Below are 23310 nucleotides of genomic sequence, written 5' to 3' on the forward strand. Positions count from 1 at the left end.
AGCACTTTGAAAACACTCAAAATAGCTATCCAGAAATCGGGTAGATTAAACGAAAAATCAGTAGAGATCCTTAAAAATTGTGGTTTATCTTTCGAAAACTACAAAAGCTCCTTAATTTCAACCGTTACCAACTTTCCTTTGGAAATCCTCTTCTTAAGAGATGATGATATTCCTGAATATGTACAGGATGGAATTGCCGACCTGGGCATCGTTGGCGAAAACGTAATTGTTGAAGCCGGTGCTGAAGTAACTTACCTTCAAAAATTAGGCTTTGGTAAATGTACCCTTAAAATAGCCATTCCAAATGAAAGCAACATCACTGAAGTTGCCCAGCTGGAAGGTAAAGCAATCGCTACCTCTTACCCGGTGATCCTTGAGAAATACTTAAAAGACAACCAGGTGAATGCCGACATCCGTACCATCTCCGGATCGGTAGAAATAGGCCCCGGACTTGGGTTAAGTGATGCGATCTGCGATATCGTCTCTACCGGCGGAACGCTTAAAAGCAATGGATTGAAACCCTTCTCTGAAGTGATGAAATCTGAAGCCATACTGATTGGCGGTGAAGGCTCCGACCTGTTACCGGAAGTGCAGGAATTATTGCAGCGGATCCGTTCGGTACTGCGTGCTAAAGAAACCAAATATGTGGTGCTTAACGTCGCAAAAACAAATCTTAAAAAAGTGGTAGACCTCCTTCCGGGTGTTAAAAGCCCTACCGTTGTGCCATTGTTTGATGAAGACTGGGTTGCCGTTCACTCCGTAATTGCAGAGTACGATTTCTGGGAAAAGATCAATAGCCTTAAAGCTGCAGGTGCCGAAGGTATCGTAGTCATGCCAATTGAAAAGATCATCTCCTAATCATGAAAATCTACCGTTATACCGATTTACCTACAGAAAAGATCCAGTTGCTTTGCCTGCGTCAGCTTGAAGACGATCAAAGTATCATGGAGCGGGTAAATGCCATTGTAAATACCGTTAAGGTGGAAGGTGATTCCGCTTTGCTGAACTACGCAGCACAGTTTGACCGCGTTACCCTGCAGCAGTTGTTTATCGGTAAGGATGAAATTGAGCGCATTGCCCAAACCATTCCTGAGGATGCAAAGGCAGCCATTGATACGGCCTATCAAAATATCATGACCTTTCATGCGGCACAAGCCAACCGGGAAGAAAAGATAGAAACCATGCCTGGGGTAACCTGCTGGCGCGAAACCCGTGCCATTGAGCGTGTTGGTCTTTACATCCCTGGTGGTTCTGCAGTGCTTCCAAGTACCTTTTTAATGCTGGGGATCCCTGCTGTACTTGCTGGCTGTAAAGAGATCATAGTCTGTTCACCACCCCAGGAAGATGGAAAAACAAACTGCTACCTCGCCTATTGTGCGCTAAAGCTCGGCATTGAAAAGATCTACCTTGCTGGCGGTGCACAAGCCGTTGCTGCAATGGCTTACGGTACAGAAACCATCCCTAAAGCAGACAAGATCTTCGGTCCTGGAAACCGGTATGTAACGCAGGCCAAACAACTGATCCAAGCGGCCACCATGACGGCAATAGACATGCCGGCAGGTCCGTCTGAGGTTTTAGTCCTTGCAGATGATTCTGCCAACCCTGCATTTATTGCATCCGACCTGCTTGCCCAGGCAGAACATGGCGCCGATAGCCAGACCATTTTAGTAGCTACCTCAAACCAGATCATCACGGAGACCCTGGAGCAGATTGCGTTGCAGATCCAGGATTTGCCCAGAAAAGAGGTGACTGCAAAAGCCATCGCCAATTCATACGCGGTACTGGTAGATACGCTGGAACAGGGAATGGAATTCAGCAATACCTATGCGCCTGAACACCTGATCCTTTCTACAGTACATTTCCAAAAGCTGATCCCGCTGATCTCCAATGCAGGATCCGTATTCCTTGGAAACCTGACCCCGGAAAGTGCCGGCGATTATGCGTCCGGAACCAACCATACTTTGCCTACCAGCGGCTATGCAAAGGCCTACTCTGGAGTGTCACTGGATTCTTTTGTAAAAAAGATCACCTTTCAGCACATTACTCCGCAAGGACTGCAGAACATCGGCAGTACCGTTGAAGTGCTTGCAACAGCTGAAGGTTTACAGGCACACAAGAATGCCATAACTATTCGTTTAAAATCACAAGACTGACCGTACTCATGATAGATATTAACAACCTACAAAGAGAAAACATTAAAAACCTGCGCCCGTACTCAACGGCAAGGGATGAATATAAAGGACAAGCGAGTGTATTTCTGGATGCCAATGAGAACAGCTTTGGCTCTCCGCTCGGTCCGTCTGATCAAAACTACAACCGTTACCCGGATCCGCTTCAGCTGGATCTTAAAGATGCCATCAGCAGGATCAAAGGCGTTCCGATAGAAAATACCTTTCTTGGAAATGGCAGTGATGAGGCCATCGACCTGCTCTTTCGTGCTTTTTGCGAGCCTGGAAAAGACAATGTAGTCCTGCTTCCGCCTACGTATGGAATGTATGAGGTTTCGGCCAATATCAACAATGTGGAAGCCCGAAAGGTAAACCTGCTTCCAGGCTTTCAGCTGGATCTGGAAAAAATTGCAGAAGCAATTGATGCGCATACCAAGCTCATCTTTATCTGCTCACCGAATAACCCAACCGGAAACTCAATTATCCGCACTGATATTGAAACCGTACTGGCCAATTTTAACGGCCTTGTGGTCATTGATGAAGCCTACATTAATTATGCAAAGCAACACACATTCATTAAGGAACTCACAGAATACCCGAACCTGGTTGTTTTACAGACGTTCTCCAAAGCATGGGGACTCGCAGCACTCCGTTTGGGTATGGCTTTTGCAGCAAGACCGGTAATCGATATCCTGAATAAAGTGAAACCGCCATACAACATCAACCAAAGTACCCAGGACATTGCACTGAAAGCGATTGAGAACATTGCTCAGGTAAACGAGTGGATCAGGATCACGGTTGAGGAGCGTGAAAAATTAAGTCAGGATCTTGTTCAGCTGCCAATGGTACGCAAAGTTCATCCTTCGGATGCAAATTTCATTCTTGTCGAGGTAGATGAAGCCTTAAAAACTTACAACGCACTGGTGGAACAGGGCATCATCACGAGAGACCGCTCTAAGGTGACGCTGTGCGAAGGCTGTCTGCGCTTTACAATAGGAACAGTCAAAGAAAACGAAACGCTCTTAGAAGCGCTAAAAACACTTCAAACTGCTTAAACCCGGATCATGAAAAAAGTATTATTTATAGACCGCGATGGAACGCTCATCAAAGAAACTGAAGACGAGCAGATCGACTCATTCGCGAAATTGGTGTTTTATCCAAAATCCATCTATTACCTGTCAAAAATAGCTGCTGAACTGGATTACGAACTGATCATGGTAACCAACCAGGACGGGCTGGGCACGGACTCACATCCTGAAATTAATTTCTGGCCGGTACACAATTTTGTGATCGATACCTTTGCCGGTGAAGGGGTTGTGTTTAAAGAAGTGACCATCGATAAGACCTTTGCGCATGAAAATGCAATGACCAGGAAACCAAATACAGGTTTACTGCAGCATTTCTTTGCCGAAGGATATGACCTGAAGAACTCTTTTGTTATTGGCGACCGCATCAACGATGTGATCCTCGCTAAAAACTTAGGCGCTAAGGCAATCTGGCTGCGCAATAATGATCTGCTTGGTGCCAACGAATTGCTTGAAAAAGCAGATAACCTGACCGATGTGGTTGCCCTGCAAACCCAGGATTGGGTAGACATTTATACCATGCTGAAGGCCGGAACCCGGGTAATTACCCATGAACGCAATACCAATGAAACCAAGATCAGCATCAGCATTGATCTGGATGGTACCGGAAAAGCCGATATTGATACCGGCTTAAACTTCTTTAACCACATGCTGGACCAGATTGCCCGTCACGGCAGCATCGACCTGAAAATAAAGACCAGCGGCGATCTGCACATTGATGAGCACCACACCATTGAAGATACCGGCATTGCCCTGGGCGAAGCTTTTGCTAAAGCTATTGGAAATAAGCTAGGCCTGGAACGCTATGGCTTTTGCCTGCCGATGGACGACTGCCTGGCACAGGCGGCGATAGACTTTGGCGGACGCAGCTGGATCGTATGGGAAGCCGGCTTTAAACGTGAGATGGTTGGGGATATGCCTACTGAAATGTTCTATCATTTCTTTAAATCATTCAGCGATGCCGCAAAATGCAACCTGAACATTAAGGCTGAAGGCGATAATGAACACCATAAAATTGAGGCAATCTTTAAGGCCTTTGCAAAAGCAATTAAAATGGCCATTAAACGTGATGCAGAAAAACTAGTCTTACCAAGTACTAAAGGCGTATTATAATGATTGGAATTATCAACTACGGGGCAGGGAATATTTTTTCACTTTGCTCGGCACTCGAAAGGCTAAACATCCCCTTCGGCATGGTGAATACCGCAGCTGAACTGGATAGCTATACCCACATCATCATTCCGGGTGTTGGCCATGCCGGGGCTGCCATGAAAAAACTCGAACAAACCGGTTTAGTTGAGCCCATTAAAGCCTTAAAGAAACCCGTTCTCGGTATTTGCGTGGGCATGCAGCTGATTACGGCACATTCCGAAGAAGGTGACGCCAACCTGATGAACATTGTTCCTGTAAAAACAAGACTCTTCAATAAGGATCAGGGCATTAAAATTCCGCACATGGGATGGAATAATATTGAGCATAAAAACAATTCCTTATTCGAAGGTGTTGAAAATGATGCACAATTTTATTTTGTTCATTCGTACTTTATTGAATATAACCCTACTTTTGACATCGCGACTGCAAATTATGGAATGCCATTTTCTGCAGCTGTACAAAAAGATAATTTCTATGGTGTACAATTCCACCCGGAGAAATCCGGTATCGCCGGCGAACGTTTATTAAAGAATTTTTCAAACTTAAAACAGTAAAATGTACATAATTCCTGCAATTGATATTTTAGATGGAAAAGTTGTCCGCCTGGTTGAAGGCGACTATAACCAGAAAACAGTTTACGATGTTTCCATCGCTGAAATGATAGAGACCTACCGGTCTAACGGTACAGAATTCATACATATTATTGATCTAAACGGCGCTAAGGGTGATTTCAGCAATCAGCAGGCCTTGTTTGACATCATCAAAAAAACCGATATGCGCGTACAGTACGGCGGTGGGATCCGTACCATTAAACAGGTTACGGACCTTCTTGATGCCGGTATTCACCGCGTTATTGTAGGTACCCAGGCCATCACCAATCCTGAATTTTTACAGGAACTGAGTACGGAAGTTGGTAAAAAATACGATTATGCCAACCGCATTGTCATTGCCATTGACGTGCTGGATGAGGTGATCAAATATTCCGGATGGATGGAAAGCAGTCCAATTAAATTAATGGACTATGTTGATAAATGCCTGCAGCTGGGCTTTTTCAGGTTCCTGTGTACCGACATCAACAAAGACGGTAAATTAGGCGGCGCTGCCATTGACCTGTATAAAAAATTGCTGGAACATTCTCCATTCATCAAACTGATCGCTTCTGGTGGAATCAGTTCCATGAAGGACATTGAAGATCTTGCTGAACTGGATATCCGTTCTGTTGTAGTTGGTAAAGCCATTTACGAAAACCGGGTTACCATTGATGAGATCAAACAATGGAACTTAAAGCAAATGACCTCCCTATAATTCCATGTTAAGCAAACGCATTATTCCCTGCCTGGATGTAAAGGACGGCAGAACGGTTAAAGGGGTTAATTTTGTTGATCTGAAAGATGCCGGTGATCCGGTTGAACTGGCCTGGCAATACGCACAGCAAGGTGCTGATGAACTGGTTTTCCTGGACATTACGGCTACGCATGAGCGACGCGGAACTACCCTGGAAATGGTTAAGTCCGTTGCCAGGCAACTAAATATTCCATTTACCATTGGTGGAGGCATCTCTACCGTTGCCGATGCTGAAGCCCTGCTCAACGCAGGCGCGGATAAGATCAGCATCAATTCTGCCGCGGTAAGAAACCCTGCCTTAATTGAAGAACTTGCTAAAGCTTTCGGTGTTCAATTCGTCGTAGTTGCAGTAGATACTAAATTGATTGAAGGCAAGAATTGGGTTCACCTGAATGGCGGCCGTTTAATTACAGAGCTGGAAACAGAAAACTGGATCCGGAAGGCCGAAGGTTTAGGGGCCGGCGAGATCTTGCTGACCTCTATGGATCATGATGGTACCAAGCAGGGGTTTGACTGCCTGCTGCTGGATAAGGTCGCTAAATCGATCAACATTCCTGTAATTGCGTCTGGCGGTGCCGGTAAGGTGGAACATTTTACAGAAGTATTCCTCCAAACGGGTGTAGATGCTGCACTTGCTGCTTCTGTTTTTCACTTTGGTGAGATCCCCATCCCCTATTTAAAAGAAGAATTAAAAAAACACCATATTCCGGTTAGGATATAACAACATGAATATAGATTTTGAAAAAACACAGGGTTTAGTTCCTGTCATTATACAAGACGTGCAGACCCTGGAAGTTTTGATGCTGGGTTACATGAACCAGGAAGCCTGGACAAAAACCCGGGAAGAAGGAAAGGTAACCTTCTTTTCAAGGTCTAAGAACCGCCTTTGGACCAAAGGTGAAGAAAGCGGCAATTTCCTCTTTGTAAAAGAAACACATATCGACTGCGATCATGATACCATCCTGATCAAGGCAAGTCCAGTTGGACCAACCTGCCACACGGGTTCCAGAAGCTGTTTCAATACGAACTACAACCAGAACTTCATCTTTGAACTGGAAAAGATCATTAATGACCGTTATGAGAACCCTTCCGAAGAATCTTATGTCAATAAGCTTCGTAAAAAAGGCTTAAATAAAATTGCCCAAAAAGTGGGTGAAGAAGGTGTTGAAACGGTAATTGCCGCTTTAAATGAAACGGACGTAGATTTTGTCAACGAAAGTTCTGATCTGATCTTCCATCTTCTGGTACTTTTAAGGGAAAAAGGAAAAACCTTAGCTGATATTGGGGTTAACCTGGAAGGAAGGCACAGTAAATAAACCAAGATGCTGAAACACCTGCATACGCTTACCGGCCATCAAAACCCGATCTATTCGTTAGCTAATTCTATCGAGGACGGAATATTCTTTAGTGCCGGCAACGATAAAGGTGTGGTTCAATGGTCATTAAAGAACATGGCTTTCGTAAAAGTGCTGGTGCCGGTACAGAGTTCCGTATATGCGCTGCACAGACACGAAAACCTGCTTTTCATTGCACAGCGAAGTGGACTGATCCAGGTATTTGATCTCGTAGAGGAAAAGATCACCGCGACGTTAAGCTTCCATAAAAAGGGTGTTTTTGACATCAAATCCATTGCTTATAAGAATGAACTGATCAGCACGGGCGAAGATGGAAATGCAGCCATCTGGTCGTTAAAGGATTACAGCTTGCTGTATAGTTTCCCCGTAATCGCGGATACCGTTAGGGCTATTGCTGTTAGCAACGATGAAAAGGAAGTAGCTTTAGGTTGTAAGGATGGCGTGATCCGGATCTACAGCTCTGCAGATTACGGCCTGATCAGGGAACTCAGGAGCCATTCCCTGCCCATTACGGCCATTCAATATTCACCCTCTGGTGATTACCTGATCTCCGGAAGCCGGGATGCCCAGCTCAAAGTATGGAGCCTGCCGGATTATCAACTGATCAACCAGGTTGCGGCCCACATGTTCGGCATCTACTCCATTGTGTTCCATCCTACAAAACCTTTTTTTGCTACCTGCAGTCAGGATAAAGGAATCAAGCTTTGGGGTGCCCATGATTTTAAGCTGTACAAGATCTTAAGTCTGGAGAAGCAGACGGAAGGTCATTCACACTCCATCAATAAATTGATCTGGAGCACCAATGGCAGGTATTTAATTTCTACCGGTGATGACAGACTGGTTATGATCTGGTCTTTTAATCCTTAAGATCTCTTTACTGTAATTCATTTTCCTTAATTGGATGACATCATTCTGGAGATGAAAAATTAATTACTTTTTAATGCTTCCGAATTTTCTTGGATAATAGGCCAGCGAAACCATAAAATACTGCTGCAATACATTGACTGTTCCCCTGGTGATGCTATTGCTGTCCCCATAATTGATGATGCTGGTATTTTGGTGCAGCAGATCAAGTGCAGAAAACTTAACCTCTCCATTGTTTCCTTTTAGAAACCGGTAGCCGACATTTGCATTCCATATCGTAAAATTCACATCTTCTGCATAAGACGAGATGCTTTTATTGTAGTTGAGGTTGCTGCTGATGAATACATTTTTTGGCCAGTTTAAACCCGCATTGATCCCGGTAACCAGGTTCTTGTACGAGTTATCGGAACTGCCCTGCTGTGTACGGTTATAGGTTAACAGGGACTGACTTAGTCCCGTATTTACCAGCCCTTTAAAGCTATACCCTAAACTCAGCTGGTTATTGGTATTTAAGCTTTTAGTCATTACTTCGCTTCCATTGATATATCCCGGATTGCGTCCATAGTTCAGGCTGCTGGTGTAACTAACCTGAAACTGATGGTCTTTAATATTGTAAACCTCGTATAAGCTGCCATAATAGCCAATATACTTCCGGTCTGAAACATTAACGGTATAATGCACATTTCTGCCCAGTGCATCGTAGTTACTGCTGTCAGAAAAATGATCTTTGGTAATTCCTGCTGTCAGATTAACCGATATAAATTCAGAATTTTTTGTTTGTCCCCCTGCATGTGTAAACTTCAGGACAGCTTCATGGGTATATGCTGGTTTTAATACCGGATTTCCCAAATGAAGGTAATAAACATTCGCATCATCTACAATTGGAGCGAGCTGGTAGATACCCGGATAACTAACAGATGTTGTATAGTTTAGGCTATAGTTATGGTAATAGTGCCCATATTGATCATTTTTATAGTTTATTGATGCCGCTGGTATGAAATGAGCGTATGATTTATCCAGCTTTTGGAATGCTTTATCTGAGTTATTTTTTTGATCGAATAACCGGGCTTGCGCAAAAAAGTTCATGCTCCAGGTTTTACTGTACCTGCTGGATAAGCTTTTTGTAATTGATTTGGTAAATTCCAGTCCCGGACGTTCATTAAGTGAACGGTAATGGCTGGTATTGGTCAAATTTGCGTTTGAGATGTATTGCTGGCTGCCTGTATTTAAATCTCCTACCCAAGTCTCTTCCCTGCTGTCATAACTGGTTAGCTCATTCTTAAAATTGACTGTAAAAAAATGACTCCCGGAATTTAAAAGGCCCAGTAAATCACTGAAATTCGTACTTAGGCTATGTGAGGCATTATTTTCATCTGTTTTATATTTCCGGTTGAAGTATTGGCCTTCTCCAGGGATATTTGATGTAAATTCTGTGATCCGTGTACTTTCATAATTCCGCTTATTGCCACCATACTTATAAACCACCTCCAGGTTGATCGATTTTGAGTGGTGCGATGCGTTGTCGTAATATCTTTTCATTGCGAGTCCTGTGAACAGGTTGATCCCGGTCTGCCTATCCTCATTATCCTGCTGCGACTTGTTCTTGCTTTGTGCATTGGTCTCCGTATTTAAGGACTCCATAACCTGCGCATTCTGGCTGTACCGTTGCTGCCCCTGCAGACTGGAATTGATATAAAAATTGGCTTGTTCGTAATTGTGTGTATAGTTGGCCGACGCACGATGACTTGTATTCCCATTTACTGAAGTACCAACCTTATCCTGAACCAGCAACGCATTCTCATTTAGGGTTACCAGGGTCTGAACCTGATCCAGTACCTCATTTTGAGAATCGCTATAGAAATAATCTGCTTTTAGTGAGGTTTTCTTATTGAACTCATGGGCAAACGTTGCTCCGCCCGAGCTAAACTCGTTTAATCCCTGCTTGCTGAAGTCTGACTGATAATCCTGTTCAATCCCTTCTCCCTTAAACGAGCTGTAACCTATTAATGTTTGTACATCGTTTGCCGTTTTATTGACATTGTTCCGTGATCCCACCAGGCTCAGCTGCGTTTTAGCAGTAAAACCACTTAACATCCCATCAAAGGCATAGCGCTTATCCGTTCCATATCCCATCCCTATCTTTCCAAAGTACCCATCTTTCTTATCCTTCTTCAGAACAATGTTCAGATTGGTGTTGGGATCTACCACGTTCTTATCTTCCTTATCGGTATACACCTGGATCTTATCTACAGCATTTTTTGGAAGGTTTTGAGTAGCGATCTTCGTATCTCCTCCAAAAAATAATTTCCCATCTACCAATACATTGCTGATCTTTTTACCATTTACAGTGATTAATCCGTCGCTCCAAATTGTTACGCCCGGCAGTTTCCGCAGCAGATCTTCTACTACCGCATTGGTATCCAGCTTAAACGCATCGGCATTGAACTCCAGCGTATCTCCTTTCATCCGCACCGGCGGCCTTTCTGCCACGATATTTACTTCCTGCAGATTGTTCTCTGCACGTTCCAAGTTCATCGCCTTCAGAATGATCTTTCGCGTGTTAGCCGGGATAATAAATTCCTGACTTATCGACTGGTATCCAATATAGCTCGCAGTGATCCTCAATCTTATCCCTACCGGAAGTTCTTTAAACTGAAACTTACCAAAGTTGTTGGCCAGCTGGTAGCTCAATAATTGTGCATTATCTGCCCTATAGATCGATAGCGTTGCCGACTTCAGTACGTAGTTATGTACGGAATCACGAACTAATCCGTCCACCAAACCAACGTATATCGAATCTTTCTTCTGTGCCTGAACATTAAAACTTAGACAAAGGAAGATCAGGCTAAATAGTATATTTCGAATCATTTTGAGAACGTTGAGAGCGTTGAGCACATTGAAAAGGTTAAGAATTTTGACATCACTAAGCACCCTGAAAGCACTGATAACGTTAAACTTATGGAGAAGTGTGAGAATGTTGAGAGCGTCAACTGGTATCGATTTGTGTGTTTGTGTTTCAATTATAATTTCTCCTTTAACCTGATCTGTAACAGCACTGGATTGTCCCGATTGCTGCCTTTGGTAAAATATGCTGTTAAACCGGGACTGTACTTAATGGATTTATCAGCGTTCTTCTCATAGGCCTGAAACATTTCCAGGGAGGAAAAGTCAGTATACAGGCTTTTTCCATCGCAAGCCATAAGCCCGGTGTTACCAAAATTGTATCCTTCTCCTATCGGAAGAAAGCAGGTACTCTCGTCAGTTAAAATATGATTATAGGCAATCAGGGTTCCTGTTTTTAGGTTATAGATTAAATCCTCTTCTTTATTATCTACATTCATCGTATTTGCCCTAAATATCAAATTATCTTTCATCTGGTAGCAATTGCTCAACGCAAAGATCTTATCGGTATTATGTTCTATGTATTTAATCCGCTTTTGCTTAAAATCCGGATTCTGTATAAAATCGGAAGGGAGAGCGCTAAACAGCGGAAAAATGAACTGGTAGGCTTCTGATACACCTTTGGGCGTAACTTTATAAATACTGTAATTGTAGGGTTTGATATAGAAGAACTCCGTATCTATACCATAATTGAAGAACGGACCCGTTGATGGGCTTAGGACGTCATCGTTTATTGGGAGTATATCTTTGCTGTAATAGAGCGCAGTTGCCAGCGTATCTTTAAAATGCTGAACATAATCCAGAAAATGACCGTCTTTGGCATTTGCGGGTAAATAATCATTGTATCCGGAAGATACAACCAATTTATCCTCTCCCAAAAAAACGAAATCCGAGAAATGTGGTTCGCCTTTCCTGATCTCAATCTCTTTTAATTTCTTACCATTAAAATCATAATGAAACCAGGTCATCATCATGGTATTCTGAAAAATGATCTCTTTTGTCCACCTGTTGACCTTAAAGTCCCGGATTCTTTTGGTGTAATCCAAATTGCTGTTGCCTCCTTGAATCTTTGCATGAAACTTTCCTGCTTTGGTAAAGAAAAGAATACTGTTCGTATTTTCATCGCGGATGATAAAATACTCGTCGGTTACCTCAAGCTGACTGATCTGTCCGAAAGTACTTTCCTTTGTTGTTTCCAGCGGGATGTAGATTGCTCCTTCAAAAATATCAGATGCACTCCCTCCGCTTGCGTTGGAAGGATCTACCCTGAGCCTGGTTACATTGGTGCTTACAAGTGTCACGTCGTCCTGTCCATAAACCGCTAAAGAAGCAGCAAATGATAGCGCGAACAGTATGGTTTTAATTGTTGTGCGTAAATTCATAATTACCTAATCCTAATCAAATAAATAAATAATAAAATCAAGATCAGCACCTCATTTATCAACTGACCGTTCTGATCGAATATTCGGTACTGATCTTTGTGCTTTCTGGAAATCTTACTAGTTAACGGTTACTCTTTTTAAACCCTCGCGACCATAAAAAACGGGGAAGTACATCATCTCTGCTTTTGCAGGATTAAGCACATAATTACCGGAATACCTTGGCATCAGCTGAATGTTAAATGTATATTCACCTTTCTTAAGTTTGGTACAGAAGATGGACGTTTTATGTTTAAAGTATTCGCGGTGTGTTTCTATACCCCAGAAGCTGGTCATTTTATTTTCGTAAGAGCAGCCTGCCGGAATTGGTATCTCGATCATCACATAATCTGCATCTGCACTTACCGTCACATTTACTTTTAAATTGGTCAGTACTCCCGCTTTTAACTGGCGAACGACAGTGCCGTTTTGATTAAACGCTGTAGTTACCGTAAACTCCTTGCTTACTTTTGCAGGTTTAGGATTATTGAACTGCTGATAGGCTGTAAAATATACCGGTGCATTTCCATTCTTTTCCACTATTAATTTTGCCGGTTCTATGGTTTTATGATATGGAAATACCGTAACTTTTTCCGTATGATTCAGTGATATTGAAGGAGGTTCTGGTCTCTGACGGCTAATCATCAAATCTGGTAAAATGGTTTCAAGGATCAAAGATGATTCATATGTATTGCGCCACTGTCCGTCTTTTCTCTGTTCCAGGAAATATCTTAAAATACGGTCAAGCTCGTTGTTGTATTTCCTTTCTGCTTTCAGGATCTGGTAGGCGAGCAGGGTATTTTGAATGCTGTTGTCCCAGAATTGGTTCAGCTCTTCACCCCAGTAGCTATTGCCGAACATGGTTGATTTTTTGAGATCCAGCAGCCACTTGATGTCTACCGCCATACCTGCTTTTTGCCGCAGCTGCATCATTTGCAGCTGATCATACAATGGTGTTTTGTATACTGGTTTTCGTTCCGGATATCTCTGCTGTTCAACTGCTGCTGCTTTTTCACGCTGCGCAGTTTGCTGTTCGATGGCTGTTACCCAATCCTTAATGTAATATTTATCGTTCAGTAAGTTCAACAATCTAACGGCATGGATCTGGTCTATATTTTTACGGTCTGCCAGCTTATTCACCAGGTAGTTATAAAGCTGGTCTTTATTAAGCGTTACTGCATATCCTTGTTTCTGGGCTTGAAGCAACGCTTCTACCACATGGAGGCTGATCCAGATCTCTTCATTACTATTTTGCCACCATCCCCAGGTACCTTCCGGCCGTTTATTGTTCTGCAGCTTCTTGATCAGTTCTTTGATGTTCTTTTCTTCTTTAAAACTTTCTCCAAGATAACTGCGTACTGTTTTTTCCAGCAACAAAGATTTAAGCTTGGATGCGATTTGCTCATTACATAAATACTCATACCGCTTTAGTTTCTCGATCTCATCCAGCAATACCGGGAAAACTGAAGCTTCGGCATGCAGGGTTACTTTTCCAAGACTTGCATCAAAATTGTAAGTAACTGCAGTATCCCTCAATAAAGCATCGAAATAACCTTTTGTTTCTAAAACACCGGCTTGAAGCAATGGGATCTTGCGGATCTCTCCATCAAAGTAGCCGTTATCTTTTTTAAGGGTGTACTCAAACTTTAAACTGTCTGCATTGGACGGATTGCCAATGGATTTGGCGACAATGGCCATGGTGTCAATCACCGCATTTTTAATTTTTTTCAGTCCATTCAATATTTCCAGGTCATTATAACTGAACTTACGGGTTACGCTTTCTTCAAAGGGGTTATAATTCATCAGCTTCCCGATTACACGGATGCTGTCTCCAATGATGGCAAACTGGGGAGAAACAAAATTAGCACTTAAGTTTTTAAAGGATTTTATGCTGGTTTCATGCTGTCCGTTTTGTTTTTTTCCGTTCATGGCAATGAGCCTGGTCGTCCAATTGGTAATGTCGTCCGGAAATTTAACGGTAAATTCGGCAATGCCATTTTCATCGGTAAGCAGCTTAGGCTGCCAGATGGCATAATCAGAGAAGTTGGTACGCATAGTTTGCTGTTGTGTAACCAGTTCTCCGGTTGCCGTTGCCTGCATATTTCCAGATTTGGTTTTAACAATAATTACCCCATTTGCTCCCCTGCTGCCATAAATAGCGGTCGCATCTGCATCTTTTAAAATACTTATTTCACCAATCAGGCTGGCATCCAGACCGGACACGTCCCCATCGTATGGAATTCCATCAACAATGACCAGCGGTTTTTTTGCTGATGTAGAATTAATTCCTCTGATCATGAAACTTGCTTCACTGAAAGATTTCACAGAAACACCGGCTACCCTTCCCGCTAACATACCGGAAAGATTTTGTGAGATGGTCGTTATAGAACCTGTTAAAGATTCTTTCTTCTGCGTACCATAACCAACCACGACAACTTCATTCAATGAATTAGACATCTGTCTCAACGGTATCTCACCTACATTACCATTATGAACCACTACTTCATGTGAATCATAACCTAAATAAGAAATAACAATTCTTCCATTTTTAGGAACCCGGATTTCAAATTCACCCTTTTCATCTGCAGTTACAATTCTGTTTAAACCTCTGATCTTAACTGTTGCGCCCCACAATGGCGTTTTATCCTTTCCGTCAATGACCCTTCCGCTCATTTTATAGATCAGCATAGATGGATCAAAATACGTCTTATTTAAGTTTTCGATGATCGTTTCACCAACAAAATATTCCGATGAGCGGCCTATGTCAACGGATTTGATTTGCTGATCGATGTCAATGCTTAGCCGATCTGCCGGTTTGATATTCACTACAGACCATTTAAAATAATTCACACCATTCCGCTTGATCTCTACCGGTTCCTGGATAAAGTACCGGTTATCTTTAAACAGGTACAGCACTCTGTATTTACCCTGTTCTAATGAAAGAAAATCACTATCGCTGCCCCTCCAGATCTTTAAAAAAGCAGGATCGTCATATTTATAGATTAAAATATTCTTTACATACGGCATTTTATTTGCAATGGCCGTATCCAATTCCATCATCAGCCTTCCTGAAGTTGGCGTATAACTACCGTAATTCCTGAACAGAATGGTTGTACGGCTTCTTAAATTCAGGTATTCATTCCAGATGTGATCAATCTCTCCACTCACCAGAGGGTATTCTTTGTAATCCAGGTATTGCTGTTGTTTATTATCGAATTTAGTTGTGAATCCAAATTTAGAGGAATACGATTTTTGTTTAAGCAGTTTTGGAAGAAACGTGTAGGTATAGCCTGGTTCTTTGATAAAATTTTCCCGTATTGAGCCGTAAGCAATATTCAGATAATTTTCTTGAAATGGCCCAACCAAAAGATCACTTTCTCCAGTCCTAAAAGGTGGTGGGTTTAATAAATGACTTACTGATCCTGCAGTAATAACAGATCTTTCGTTCATAAAATTATCAGTGATCCGGATCATGTATTTGGTAAGCTCTGAAGCTTCGTGATCTGTAAGTGAATCGGGAGCTATCGTTACCTGCGCTTTGGGATTTACCACATCTGCAGCAATACTTAAAATTGTCTTTTTCCCTTCTGCAAACTTGTAGTTATTTAGGGTAAGCATATTTCCACTTGTGCGCAGGCGGATCGTGTGCATACCGGGCTGTATTTTAAATGCATAACGTTTCAATTGATGAGCCTGGTCAAAGAACACAGGCACTTCGTCAATATATACCACATGAACAGGCACCATTTTACCATCTTTAACAACAAAGGGTGCAACTACTGTCATTGCATCTTTGGCATCTTCCTGCATCTCATACAAATCCCTGGTTTGAGAAAATTTATAATATTCTATGGTATCCAGATTGAGTTCTTTACCCCATTTATCCCAGTTCAATTCCATTGATCCGCTTGTAGACACATCATCAGTCTCTACTATTGGTTTTTGTTTACGGATGCGGTAATTTTTACCAAAATAAGGAAGCCTGACCGAGCTGCTTGTATTAAATTTCGAAGTATAGGCAAAGGCGGTAACATCGGTTCCTGGAATTGGTTTAAGGTCGACATCAGACACTTTCACCTTCATATTTACAGTTTGGCCCGGGTAGACTACTTGCGGGGCTACGAGCTGAACGTTTAAAAAAGTAGAAGCGTAACCAATGCTCGTTTCGGCCCTGCGTTCTTCCTCATCCCAGAAGTAACTAATTTTAACATAGGCTATTTTTGATGATGTGTATTTGACCGAGGTATCTAATGTGTTTGTATATCCTCTTAAAATTACCTGATCACCGGAAAAAACAGTGTACCAGAAAGGTATTTTATGTTCATTACCCACTGTCACTTGCAATGAATCTTTGGTACGGAAACCCCCAACCGTTAGTGTTGGATCAAAATCATCCATAAAGACAGACTCCGTAAATCCATTTGCTGTTTTAATAAAATAATCATTTGCGGTATAATCCACTTTAATTGCAGCAGGAAGCAGAACCATTACCGAGTCTTCATCGTCACGATTTATATAAGCGGTTGTGATCTTTGCTTTTTCAGGGATTGATTTACCATCAACCTGGTAATCTATATATAAACTATCTTTTTTAAATGAAGTCTTAATCACTTTATTTTCATACAAATAGCTTAAGGATTTACTTTCTGTACGTCTTTCGTTATTACTGTTTAAAAATGTAAAATCAACTGTAAAATTTAAATTTGTTTTAGGAAAGATGCTGTCTGGTAATATCAGTTTTGTTTCTCCTGTCGGATCAAGTTTAAGGTCTGTTCTCCATAGGCTATCCCTCACAAAGATCTGATCTGTATAAAATTTGCTTACATGATTTGCCCGTACAAATACTTCTACCCTTCCGTCTGGCACAGCCAGATCATTTTCATCCGTACCTTTCATGTAAAAAACTACCGGACTTCCCGGCCTGTGTTCCTGCTGGTCTGTCCTAACAGAAAAGTTAACCGATTTCAGCTCATAGTCTTCATAATTAAATCCTTTGGAATAGACAGATTTCCAGTCCTTACCGTCCTTTTCTTTCAGATAAATGGTGTAATTTCTGTCCAGTTTAAGATTAAGACTATCAGCAAGCAAGAAACTGTATTCATAACCGCCTTCACGATATGGATTTAATGTCGTTAATATCTTATTGGCATTCCCGCTTTCTGTTTGCAGCTCAACTTGTAAAGGTTTATTGTAAATGGCCTTTCCTTTTTTAGTAACCAGGTAAGCTTTAAATTTTACGGTATCCAGCGGTTTATATTTTGGCTTGTTAAACACCATATAACCGGTGTATTTGGGTGTACTTTGGGTGTTTAACCCAAGTACTGAATTAAAAAAGCGTTTGAACGAAAATGGTTTCTTATATGGCTTGTAGTCGTCATCTTCATCGTCTGCATCATGGGTAAAGTAACTGGAAAGTCCTTTATATTTAACGGTAATTACAGTTTCTCCGGGTTTAAAACCGGTGATATATAATTTAGACTTTTGGTCGTATTTTACTTTTTTGCCTTTACCCAATATTACTTCTGCATCCGGGATCAGGTTTCCTTTTACATCGGTTACTGCGAACTGAAAGTCTTTATTGTTGTTTACAAACTGGAGGTTTACATTGGATACGGGTTCCAGCCGGTATACAAGTTCATTTTTAACAGCCGTTACATACAGATAATTTCCATAAGGCAATTTCCTTGCTACCCGCTTTTTCTGGTCTACATAAAAAGAATCTACGAGGGTATGCAGAAAATCATCCTTAATTACAGACTTTGATTCTGAGGCGATCTTAAACGTTTCCGGATCTGTTAGCTTGTAGATGTAGGTGTAATATCCGGATGTTCTGCTGCTGCTCAGTTTTGTTTGAGCAAATACTGAGGTGATGATACTAAGCAGCAAGGCTAGAGTAAAGAGACGCTTCATTTAATTTGGTTTAAGTTTGTTTGCAGTCATATGTAAAGGATGGAATCCCGGCTGAAATTCCATAACCGGTTACGAAAAACGCTTGATGATCCTGAGTTTGTGGGTATATCTGCCCAATTCAGCATTATAGATCCCCTGATTATCGATCTGGTCAATACGGACTTTTCCGGAAGCATGAATAATTTCAGATGGACTAAGCATGATGCCTACATGGGTAATGCGGCCTTCATCGTTGTCAAAGAATGCAACGTCTCCTGGTCTTACTTCTGGTAAAAAATCTACCAGTACCCCCTGTTCTGCCTGCTGCCAGGCATCCCGGTTTAATTTAATTCCATTTAATTTAAATACGGTTTGTACAAAGCCTGAACAGTCGATTCCGAACAGGTTCCTTCCACCCCATAAATAGGGTACGTTTTGAAAGAACAACGCATAATCGACAATGGTATAGGTTTCGGAATGGACGATCCTGGGTTTAAAAAGCACTTCATACTTTTCATCGCCCAGGTAACAAAAGCCGTCGTCAAACATCGGAAGGTTACTTCCGGGAGACAGGTAGTATTTACTTCCATCTGCTGCGATGAGGAGGTTATTCAATTCTGCCGGTACGAGGTGTGGACAATCGTGATTTTCTACATATTGTTCCAGCGTTAGCATGCTGAGCTGCTTAAAATCCATCCAGCCTTCATAACCATCGTACGCATTGCGTACCTGCCACCAGCGTTCGTCTTTTTGAAGGATTTCTACATGCTCACCGAAGAGCAATTGTGAACTGATTTCCGCCTTGTCTGATGGCTCTGCCCTTAATGGGGCAACAGCTACCCTGCAAATTCCATAAAGTTGTTCCATAATATAATCGATAGCATAAATGTAAACTTTTATGGAGTTATTTTGTTATTTTTATACGATAAACTTAATTTTCAAGACAATGAACCTCAAAAAGATTTTAATTGCAGTTGACAACAGTACCTGTTCAGAAAAGGCTGCGAGAGTAGGTTATGAGGTAGCAAAAACCTTCGGTGCGGAAGTGGCGCTGGTGAATATCATTGAGCCTGTTCCGGCCAATGTAAACCCAGACCTTACCTTAGCCCCTGTTTTCCTGGAGAACTATGACAATAGTGAAGAAAACAGTCATTTGCTATTGAAAGAAATAGAAAGTAAATACAGCGGTGGTATTGCTACCACGTATTTAAGCATCATCGATAGTGCTGCGCACGGTATCATTCAGCAATCTGATGAATACGGATCTGATCTGATTGTGATCGGCACTTATGGGCGCACGGGATTGTATCATTTCCTGATGGGCAGTGTGGCTGAGCATGTGGCCAGAAAATCGGCTTGTCCGGTTTTGATCGTTCCAAACAAATACGAAGAAAAACCTTAAGACAGCAGATTAGCAGTCAGGCTTAACTTATAGAAAACTTGTTAAATAAAAAAGGGCGCCAATAGCGCCCTTTCAAATTATGTTATGCTGCTATTTAGTTTTCCTGGTGTAGCCAGGCTTTCTTAGCTAAAAGTTCTTCTTCAGTTTCGCGAATATCTTCATCATCTACGCAGCAATCCACCGGACATACTGCTGCACACTGAGGCTCATCATGAAAGCCTTTACACTCTGTACACTTATCGGATACAATATAATACACTTCATCAGATACTGCTTCCTGAGCAGCTTCTGCATCCACCTCCTTATTACCAAAATCGATAATACCATTTAAATTGGTACCATCGGAAAATCTCCAGGCCGTGCCTGCGTCATAAATTGCATTATTCGGGCATTCAGGCTCACATGCTCCGCAGTTAATACATTCATCTGTTATTTTAATAGCCATGTCTTCGTCTATATCTATTGCTAAGTTTAACTTTGCACTGCAAATATAACACATAAACTTTAAAATTGTTGGAATTATGCCAATCCTTACCGCGGAAAAACTAATTATTGCATTCAAAAAACTTAGTGACTTCATGTTGAATCCCAGTCCTGAGTTTAAAAACCTAATGCAGTCTGCCAGGAACAGCAATGCCTGGTTTACTGCTGAAGAGGTAGAAAAAGCACTTCTTTCTCTGCACATTATGCTTAATCCGAAGGATCTGGAAACCTGGTTTAAGAACATTGACGTAACTGCCCTGCCTAAGAAAGTGGGTCTTATTTTAGCTGGTAACATTCCGATGGTTGGTTTTCACGATGTACTTTCTGTACTCGCAACCGGAAATACAGCGCTTATTAAATTATCATCTTCTGATGACAAATTGATCCCCGCGCTGCTTCACGAACTTGTGCGCATTGAGCCTTTATTGGCTGACCGCATTGTATACGCCGAGCGATTAAAAGATTTTGATGCGGTTATTGCTACCGGAAGCAATAACAGTTCCAGGTATTTTGAATATTATTTTAGCAAAGTGCCCAATATTATCCGCAAGAACAGAACCAGCGTTGCCGTTTTAGACGGGCATGAAACTCCTGAAGAGATCGCACTGCTTGGTAAAGACATCTTTGATTATTTTGGATTGGGTTGCCGCAACGTGTCTAAGTTGTATATTCCGGAAGCGTATGACATTAAAAATTTCTTTGAGCCTATCGAATCGTACAGTACGGTGAGCAATCAGTTCAAATACAACAATAATTACGATTACAACAAGTCCATTTATTTAGTAAACCGTGCAGCGCATTATGACAATGGCTTTTTATTATTAAAAGAAGATTCCAGTCTTTCATCGCCATTGGCTGTCTTGTTCTATGAAAGGTATAAGAACCTGGATGAGGTAACACAAATCCTTAAAAAAGAAGAAGATACCATTCAGTGTGTAGTTACAAATACGGATTTAACACTTACAAACCCTACTTTAGGTTTTGGAGAAAGCCAGCATCCTAAACTTTGGGATTATGCAGATTCTATAAATACAATCGATTTTCTTCTTATATTGAGAGCCGATAAGAACTAACCGTGACCAACCTTACCAGATTTTTACTATTTCTGTCCGTATTTATATTGACGGCCAATTTTGCGCAATCCCAAACTTGTACCGGATCACTTGGAGATCCGGTTGTAAGAATTGATTTCGGAAGGGGTTCTACAAATACAGGTCCTTCTATCGGATCTAATACGAATTATACCTATGTTCCAAATAATCCGAGTGACGGGCAATATACCATAGCTAAAAACACAGCTGGTTTTGCGCCCGGGTGGTACAGTTTTGGAAATCATACACCAAATGATCCGACCGGGTACATGATGGTAATCAATGCAGCAAACAATCCCGGGATCTTTTATGAAACCGTTGTTGACATTGATCTTTGTCCAAACACCACTTACGAATTTGCAGCATGGGTAATTAACATGCTTAATTATAATGGGATTAAGCCAAACATTACCTTTTCTATTTTGACCACCAGTGATGTGGTTCTAAAAACATACAATACCGGTGACATCCCTGATGCCATTCCTAATAATTGGAAACAATATGGTTTCCCATTCGAGACCCCTGCAAATGTAAACCGGGTTAAGATCAGGATGACCAATAATGGTCCCGGAGGGATTGGTAATGACATTGCACTGGACGATATTACATTCAGGGCATGCGGTCCGCAGATCACTACCACCATGAACAATTCTGCCAGTGTTTCTGAACAAAACATTTGCCAGGGACAAGCCGGAACCTTTACTTTTTCTGCGAATATTCAGGGTTCTGCAACGCTGAAGTACTTGTGGCAGGAAAATACGGGAAGCGGCTGGGTTGATATGCCTGCAGAAAACAGGACTACACTGACCGTTAGCCTTCCGGCTACCACTCCGGCCGGTGCCTATAAATACCGGCTAAGTGCTGCTGAACCTGGTAATTTCAATTCAGCGGTCTGCAGAACCGCTTCTGCAGAACTGACTGTAAATGTGAACGCCCTGCCCAATGCCGTTGCAACAAGCAACAACATTGTTTGCCTGGGCAGCCCCATTATACTAAGTGTAACCGATGCAGGATCCAGTTATACCTGGACCGGGCCTAATGGCTTTACTTCTACGCAAAGAACCCCTACGATCAATGGGGCAACTTTTGACATGGCTGGTACATACCGCGTGGTGGTCACTTCGGCACAAGGCTGTCCGGTTGCTGCGCAGACCAGCGTATATGTTGTACCACTGCCCGTTGCCGCCGTAGGAAACCCTAATCTTGAAATTTGTGAAGGTGGTTCTGCCCAGTTGAGTGCCTCCGGCGGATCTATCTTCAGATGGGCTCCTGCCGAGGGATTGTCTGCTACTTATCTGGCAAATCCGGTTGCATCGCCAACAGAAACCACCACCTATACCGTAACGGTTTCTGACGGAGGCTGCGAGCGGACCGCCACGGTAACGGTTAAAGTAAATAAAAACCCGCTTGCCGATGCCGGCGCAGATAAAAAGATTCGGGAAGGCCAAATCATTACGTTAGATGGTGTTGCTGGCGGTGACGACGTGCGGTACTTCTGGTCGCCCGCTACAGGACTTGATGACCCTGCAAAAATAAACCCAAGGGCATCTCCAAGACAAGACATGACTTATACGTTAACTGTTGTTTCAGACTTTGGCTGTGTGACTTCGTCAGACCAGGTTTTTGTGAAGGTCTATCAAAAAGTGATCGTACCCAATTCCTTTAGTCCCAATGGTGATGGCACCAACGATGTGTGGAATATTACCGCAATTGATACCTACCCCAACCCGAAGGTGAGCATTATGAACCGTCATGGTGAGCAGATCTTTGTGAGCAAAGGTTATGAAAAACCCTGGGATGGTAAGTATAAGAATGCCGATGTTCCCGTTGGCGTTTATTACTACATCATCAATCTGGGGCCCGAAGTTGAACCCCTCACCGGCTCACTGATGCTGATCAGATAAATTGATCTCATGCGGTATTTCTCATTTTGAAATACTATTTTTGACCTGATGTATGTTATTAAAGTAAAAGGCATTGCCAAAATTCCGGATTATGTACAATTGAGGGATGATAAATTTACCCTTTTGGCGTACTTTAGGGTTGACAGGCCCGATAAATCGCTGGATAAACTGGGTTTGGGTGATAAATTGCCTTATATAATGAGTTTTGTAAATGATTTACCCTTTGGGAAAATCGCTAAAATAGATATTTAAAG

At 42.1% G+C, this 23310-nt stretch carries 18 protein-coding genes; 13 read left to right on the forward strand and 5 right to left on the reverse strand.

The features are described from left to right. Positions 1-6: 6 nt before the first annotated feature. The 9 genes from hisG to ATK78_RS14720 are packed head-to-tail and all read left to right on the forward strand — an operon-like array spanning position 7 to position 7971. Positions 7-858 carry an ATP phosphoribosyltransferase gene (gene hisG / locus ATK78_RS14680; RefSeq protein WP_133576862.1) on the forward strand — a complete coding sequence of 284 codons (852 nt, stop codon included), beginning with the start codon at positions 7-9 and terminating at the stop codon, positions 856-858. 2 nt (positions 859-860) lie between these two features. After that, positions 861-2153, forward strand: a complete 1293-nt coding sequence (gene hisD, locus ATK78_RS14685; protein WP_208112380.1) for a histidinol dehydrogenase — start codon at positions 861-863, stop codon at positions 2151-2153. An 8-nt stretch (positions 2154-2161) separates the two neighbouring features. After that, entirely contained in the window at positions 2162-3223 is a 1062-nt protein-coding gene (hisC, locus tag ATK78_RS14690) for a histidinol-phosphate transaminase (protein ID WP_133576864.1), read from the forward strand. A 9-nt stretch (positions 3224-3232) separates the two neighbouring features. Further along, the gene (gene hisB, locus ATK78_RS14695) at positions 3233-4366 is read left to right on the forward strand and encodes a bifunctional histidinol-phosphatase/imidazoleglycerol-phosphate dehydratase HisB (protein ID WP_133576865.1); all 1134 of its coding nucleotides are present in this window, start codon (positions 3233-3235) and stop codon (positions 4364-4366) included. Beyond that, positions 4366-4959: an imidazole glycerol phosphate synthase subunit HisH gene (gene hisH, locus ATK78_RS14700; protein ID WP_133576866.1), complete on the forward strand. Its 594-nt coding sequence runs from the start codon at positions 4366-4368 to the stop codon at positions 4957-4959. Before hisB ends, hisH begins: the two co-directional genes overlap by 1 nt. A 1-nt stretch (position 4960) precedes the next feature. Continuing rightward, positions 4961-5710 (forward strand): 1-(5-phosphoribosyl)-5-[(5-phosphoribosylamino)methylideneamino]imidazole-4-carboxamide isomerase, encoded by a 750-nt coding sequence (hisA, locus tag ATK78_RS14705; RefSeq protein ID WP_133576867.1) that lies wholly within the window; start codon positions 4961-4963, stop codon positions 5708-5710. A gap of 4 nt (positions 5711-5714) precedes the next feature. After that, positions 5715-6470 carry an imidazole glycerol phosphate synthase subunit HisF gene (gene hisF / locus ATK78_RS14710; protein WP_133576868.1) on the forward strand — a complete coding sequence of 252 codons (756 nt, stop codon included), beginning with the start codon at positions 5715-5717 and terminating at the stop codon, positions 6468-6470. A 4-nt stretch (positions 6471-6474) separates the two neighbouring features. Then, a complete protein-coding gene (hisIE, locus tag ATK78_RS14715) occupies positions 6475-7065 on the forward strand; it encodes a bifunctional phosphoribosyl-AMP cyclohydrolase/phosphoribosyl-ATP diphosphatase HisIE (protein ID WP_133576869.1) in 591 nt (196 codons plus the stop codon). 6 nt (positions 7066-7071) lie between these two features. Beyond that, positions 7072-7971, forward strand: a complete 900-nt coding sequence (locus ATK78_RS14720; RefSeq protein ID WP_133576870.1) for a WD40 repeat domain-containing protein — start codon at positions 7072-7074, stop codon at positions 7969-7971. Between the two features lie 63 nt (positions 7972-8034). On the opposite strand, the gene ATK78_RS14725 is transcribed toward ATK78_RS14720, so the two are convergent. The 4 genes from ATK78_RS14725 to ATK78_RS14740 form a co-directional block, all read right to left on the reverse strand. Next, positions 8035-10836 carry an outer membrane beta-barrel protein gene (locus ATK78_RS14725; protein WP_133576871.1) on the reverse strand — a complete coding sequence of 934 codons (2802 nt, stop codon included), beginning with the start codon at positions 10834-10836 and terminating at the stop codon, positions 8035-8037. A 152-nt stretch (positions 10837-10988) separates the two neighbouring features. Continuing rightward, the gene (locus ATK78_RS14730) at positions 10989-12251 is read right to left on the reverse strand and encodes a 6-bladed beta-propeller (protein WP_133576872.1); all 1263 of its coding nucleotides are present in this window, start codon (positions 12249-12251) and stop codon (positions 10989-10991) included. Between the two features lie 117 nt (positions 12252-12368). Next, entirely contained in the window at positions 12369-18197 is a 5829-nt protein-coding gene (locus ATK78_RS14735) for a carboxypeptidase-like regulatory domain-containing protein (protein WP_133576873.1), read from the reverse strand. A gap of 69 nt (positions 18198-18266) precedes the next feature. Further along, positions 18267-19043, reverse strand: a complete 777-nt coding sequence (locus ATK78_RS14740) for a C40 family peptidase (protein ID WP_133576874.1) — start codon at positions 19041-19043, stop codon at positions 18267-18269. A gap of 79 nt (positions 19044-19122) precedes the next feature. Between ATK78_RS14740 and ATK78_RS14745 the strand changes: the two genes are divergently transcribed. Further along, positions 19123-19578, forward strand: coding sequence for a universal stress protein (locus tag ATK78_RS14745; RefSeq protein WP_133576875.1), 456 nt, complete (start codon positions 19123-19125; stop codon positions 19576-19578). 94 nt (positions 19579-19672) lie between these two features. Here ATK78_RS14745 and ATK78_RS14750 read toward each other — a convergent pair whose 3' ends face one another. After that, positions 19673-20023 carry a 4Fe-4S dicluster domain-containing protein gene (locus ATK78_RS14750; protein ID WP_133577284.1) on the reverse strand — a complete coding sequence of 117 codons (351 nt, stop codon included), beginning with the start codon at positions 20021-20023 and terminating at the stop codon, positions 19673-19675. A gap of 76 nt (positions 20024-20099) precedes the next feature. Between ATK78_RS14750 and ATK78_RS14755 the strand changes: the two genes are divergently transcribed. Genes ATK78_RS14755 through ATK78_RS14765 form a run of 3 tightly spaced genes read left to right on the forward strand, consistent with a single transcriptional unit; the run spans position 20100 to position 23308 of the window. Then, positions 20100-21134, forward strand: coding sequence for an acyl-CoA reductase (locus ATK78_RS14755; RefSeq protein WP_133576876.1), 1035 nt, complete (start codon positions 20100-20102; stop codon positions 21132-21134). 2 nt (positions 21135-21136) lie between these two features. Then, complete coding sequence (locus ATK78_RS14760) at positions 21137-23056, forward strand: gliding motility-associated C-terminal domain-containing protein (protein WP_133576877.1); 1920 nt, start codon at positions 21137-21139, stop codon at positions 23054-23056. A 48-nt stretch (positions 23057-23104) separates the two neighbouring features. After that, positions 23105-23308 carry a fructose-6-phosphate aldolase gene (locus tag ATK78_RS14765; RefSeq protein WP_133576878.1) on the forward strand — a complete coding sequence of 68 codons (204 nt, stop codon included), beginning with the start codon at positions 23105-23107 and terminating at the stop codon, positions 23306-23308. The last annotated feature ends 2 nt before the right edge of the window (positions 23309-23310 follow it).

This window comes from Pedobacter metabolipauper (assembly GCF_004362715.1).
Lineage (GTDB): Bacteria > Bacteroidota > Bacteroidia > Sphingobacteriales > Sphingobacteriaceae > Pedobacter > Pedobacter metabolipauper.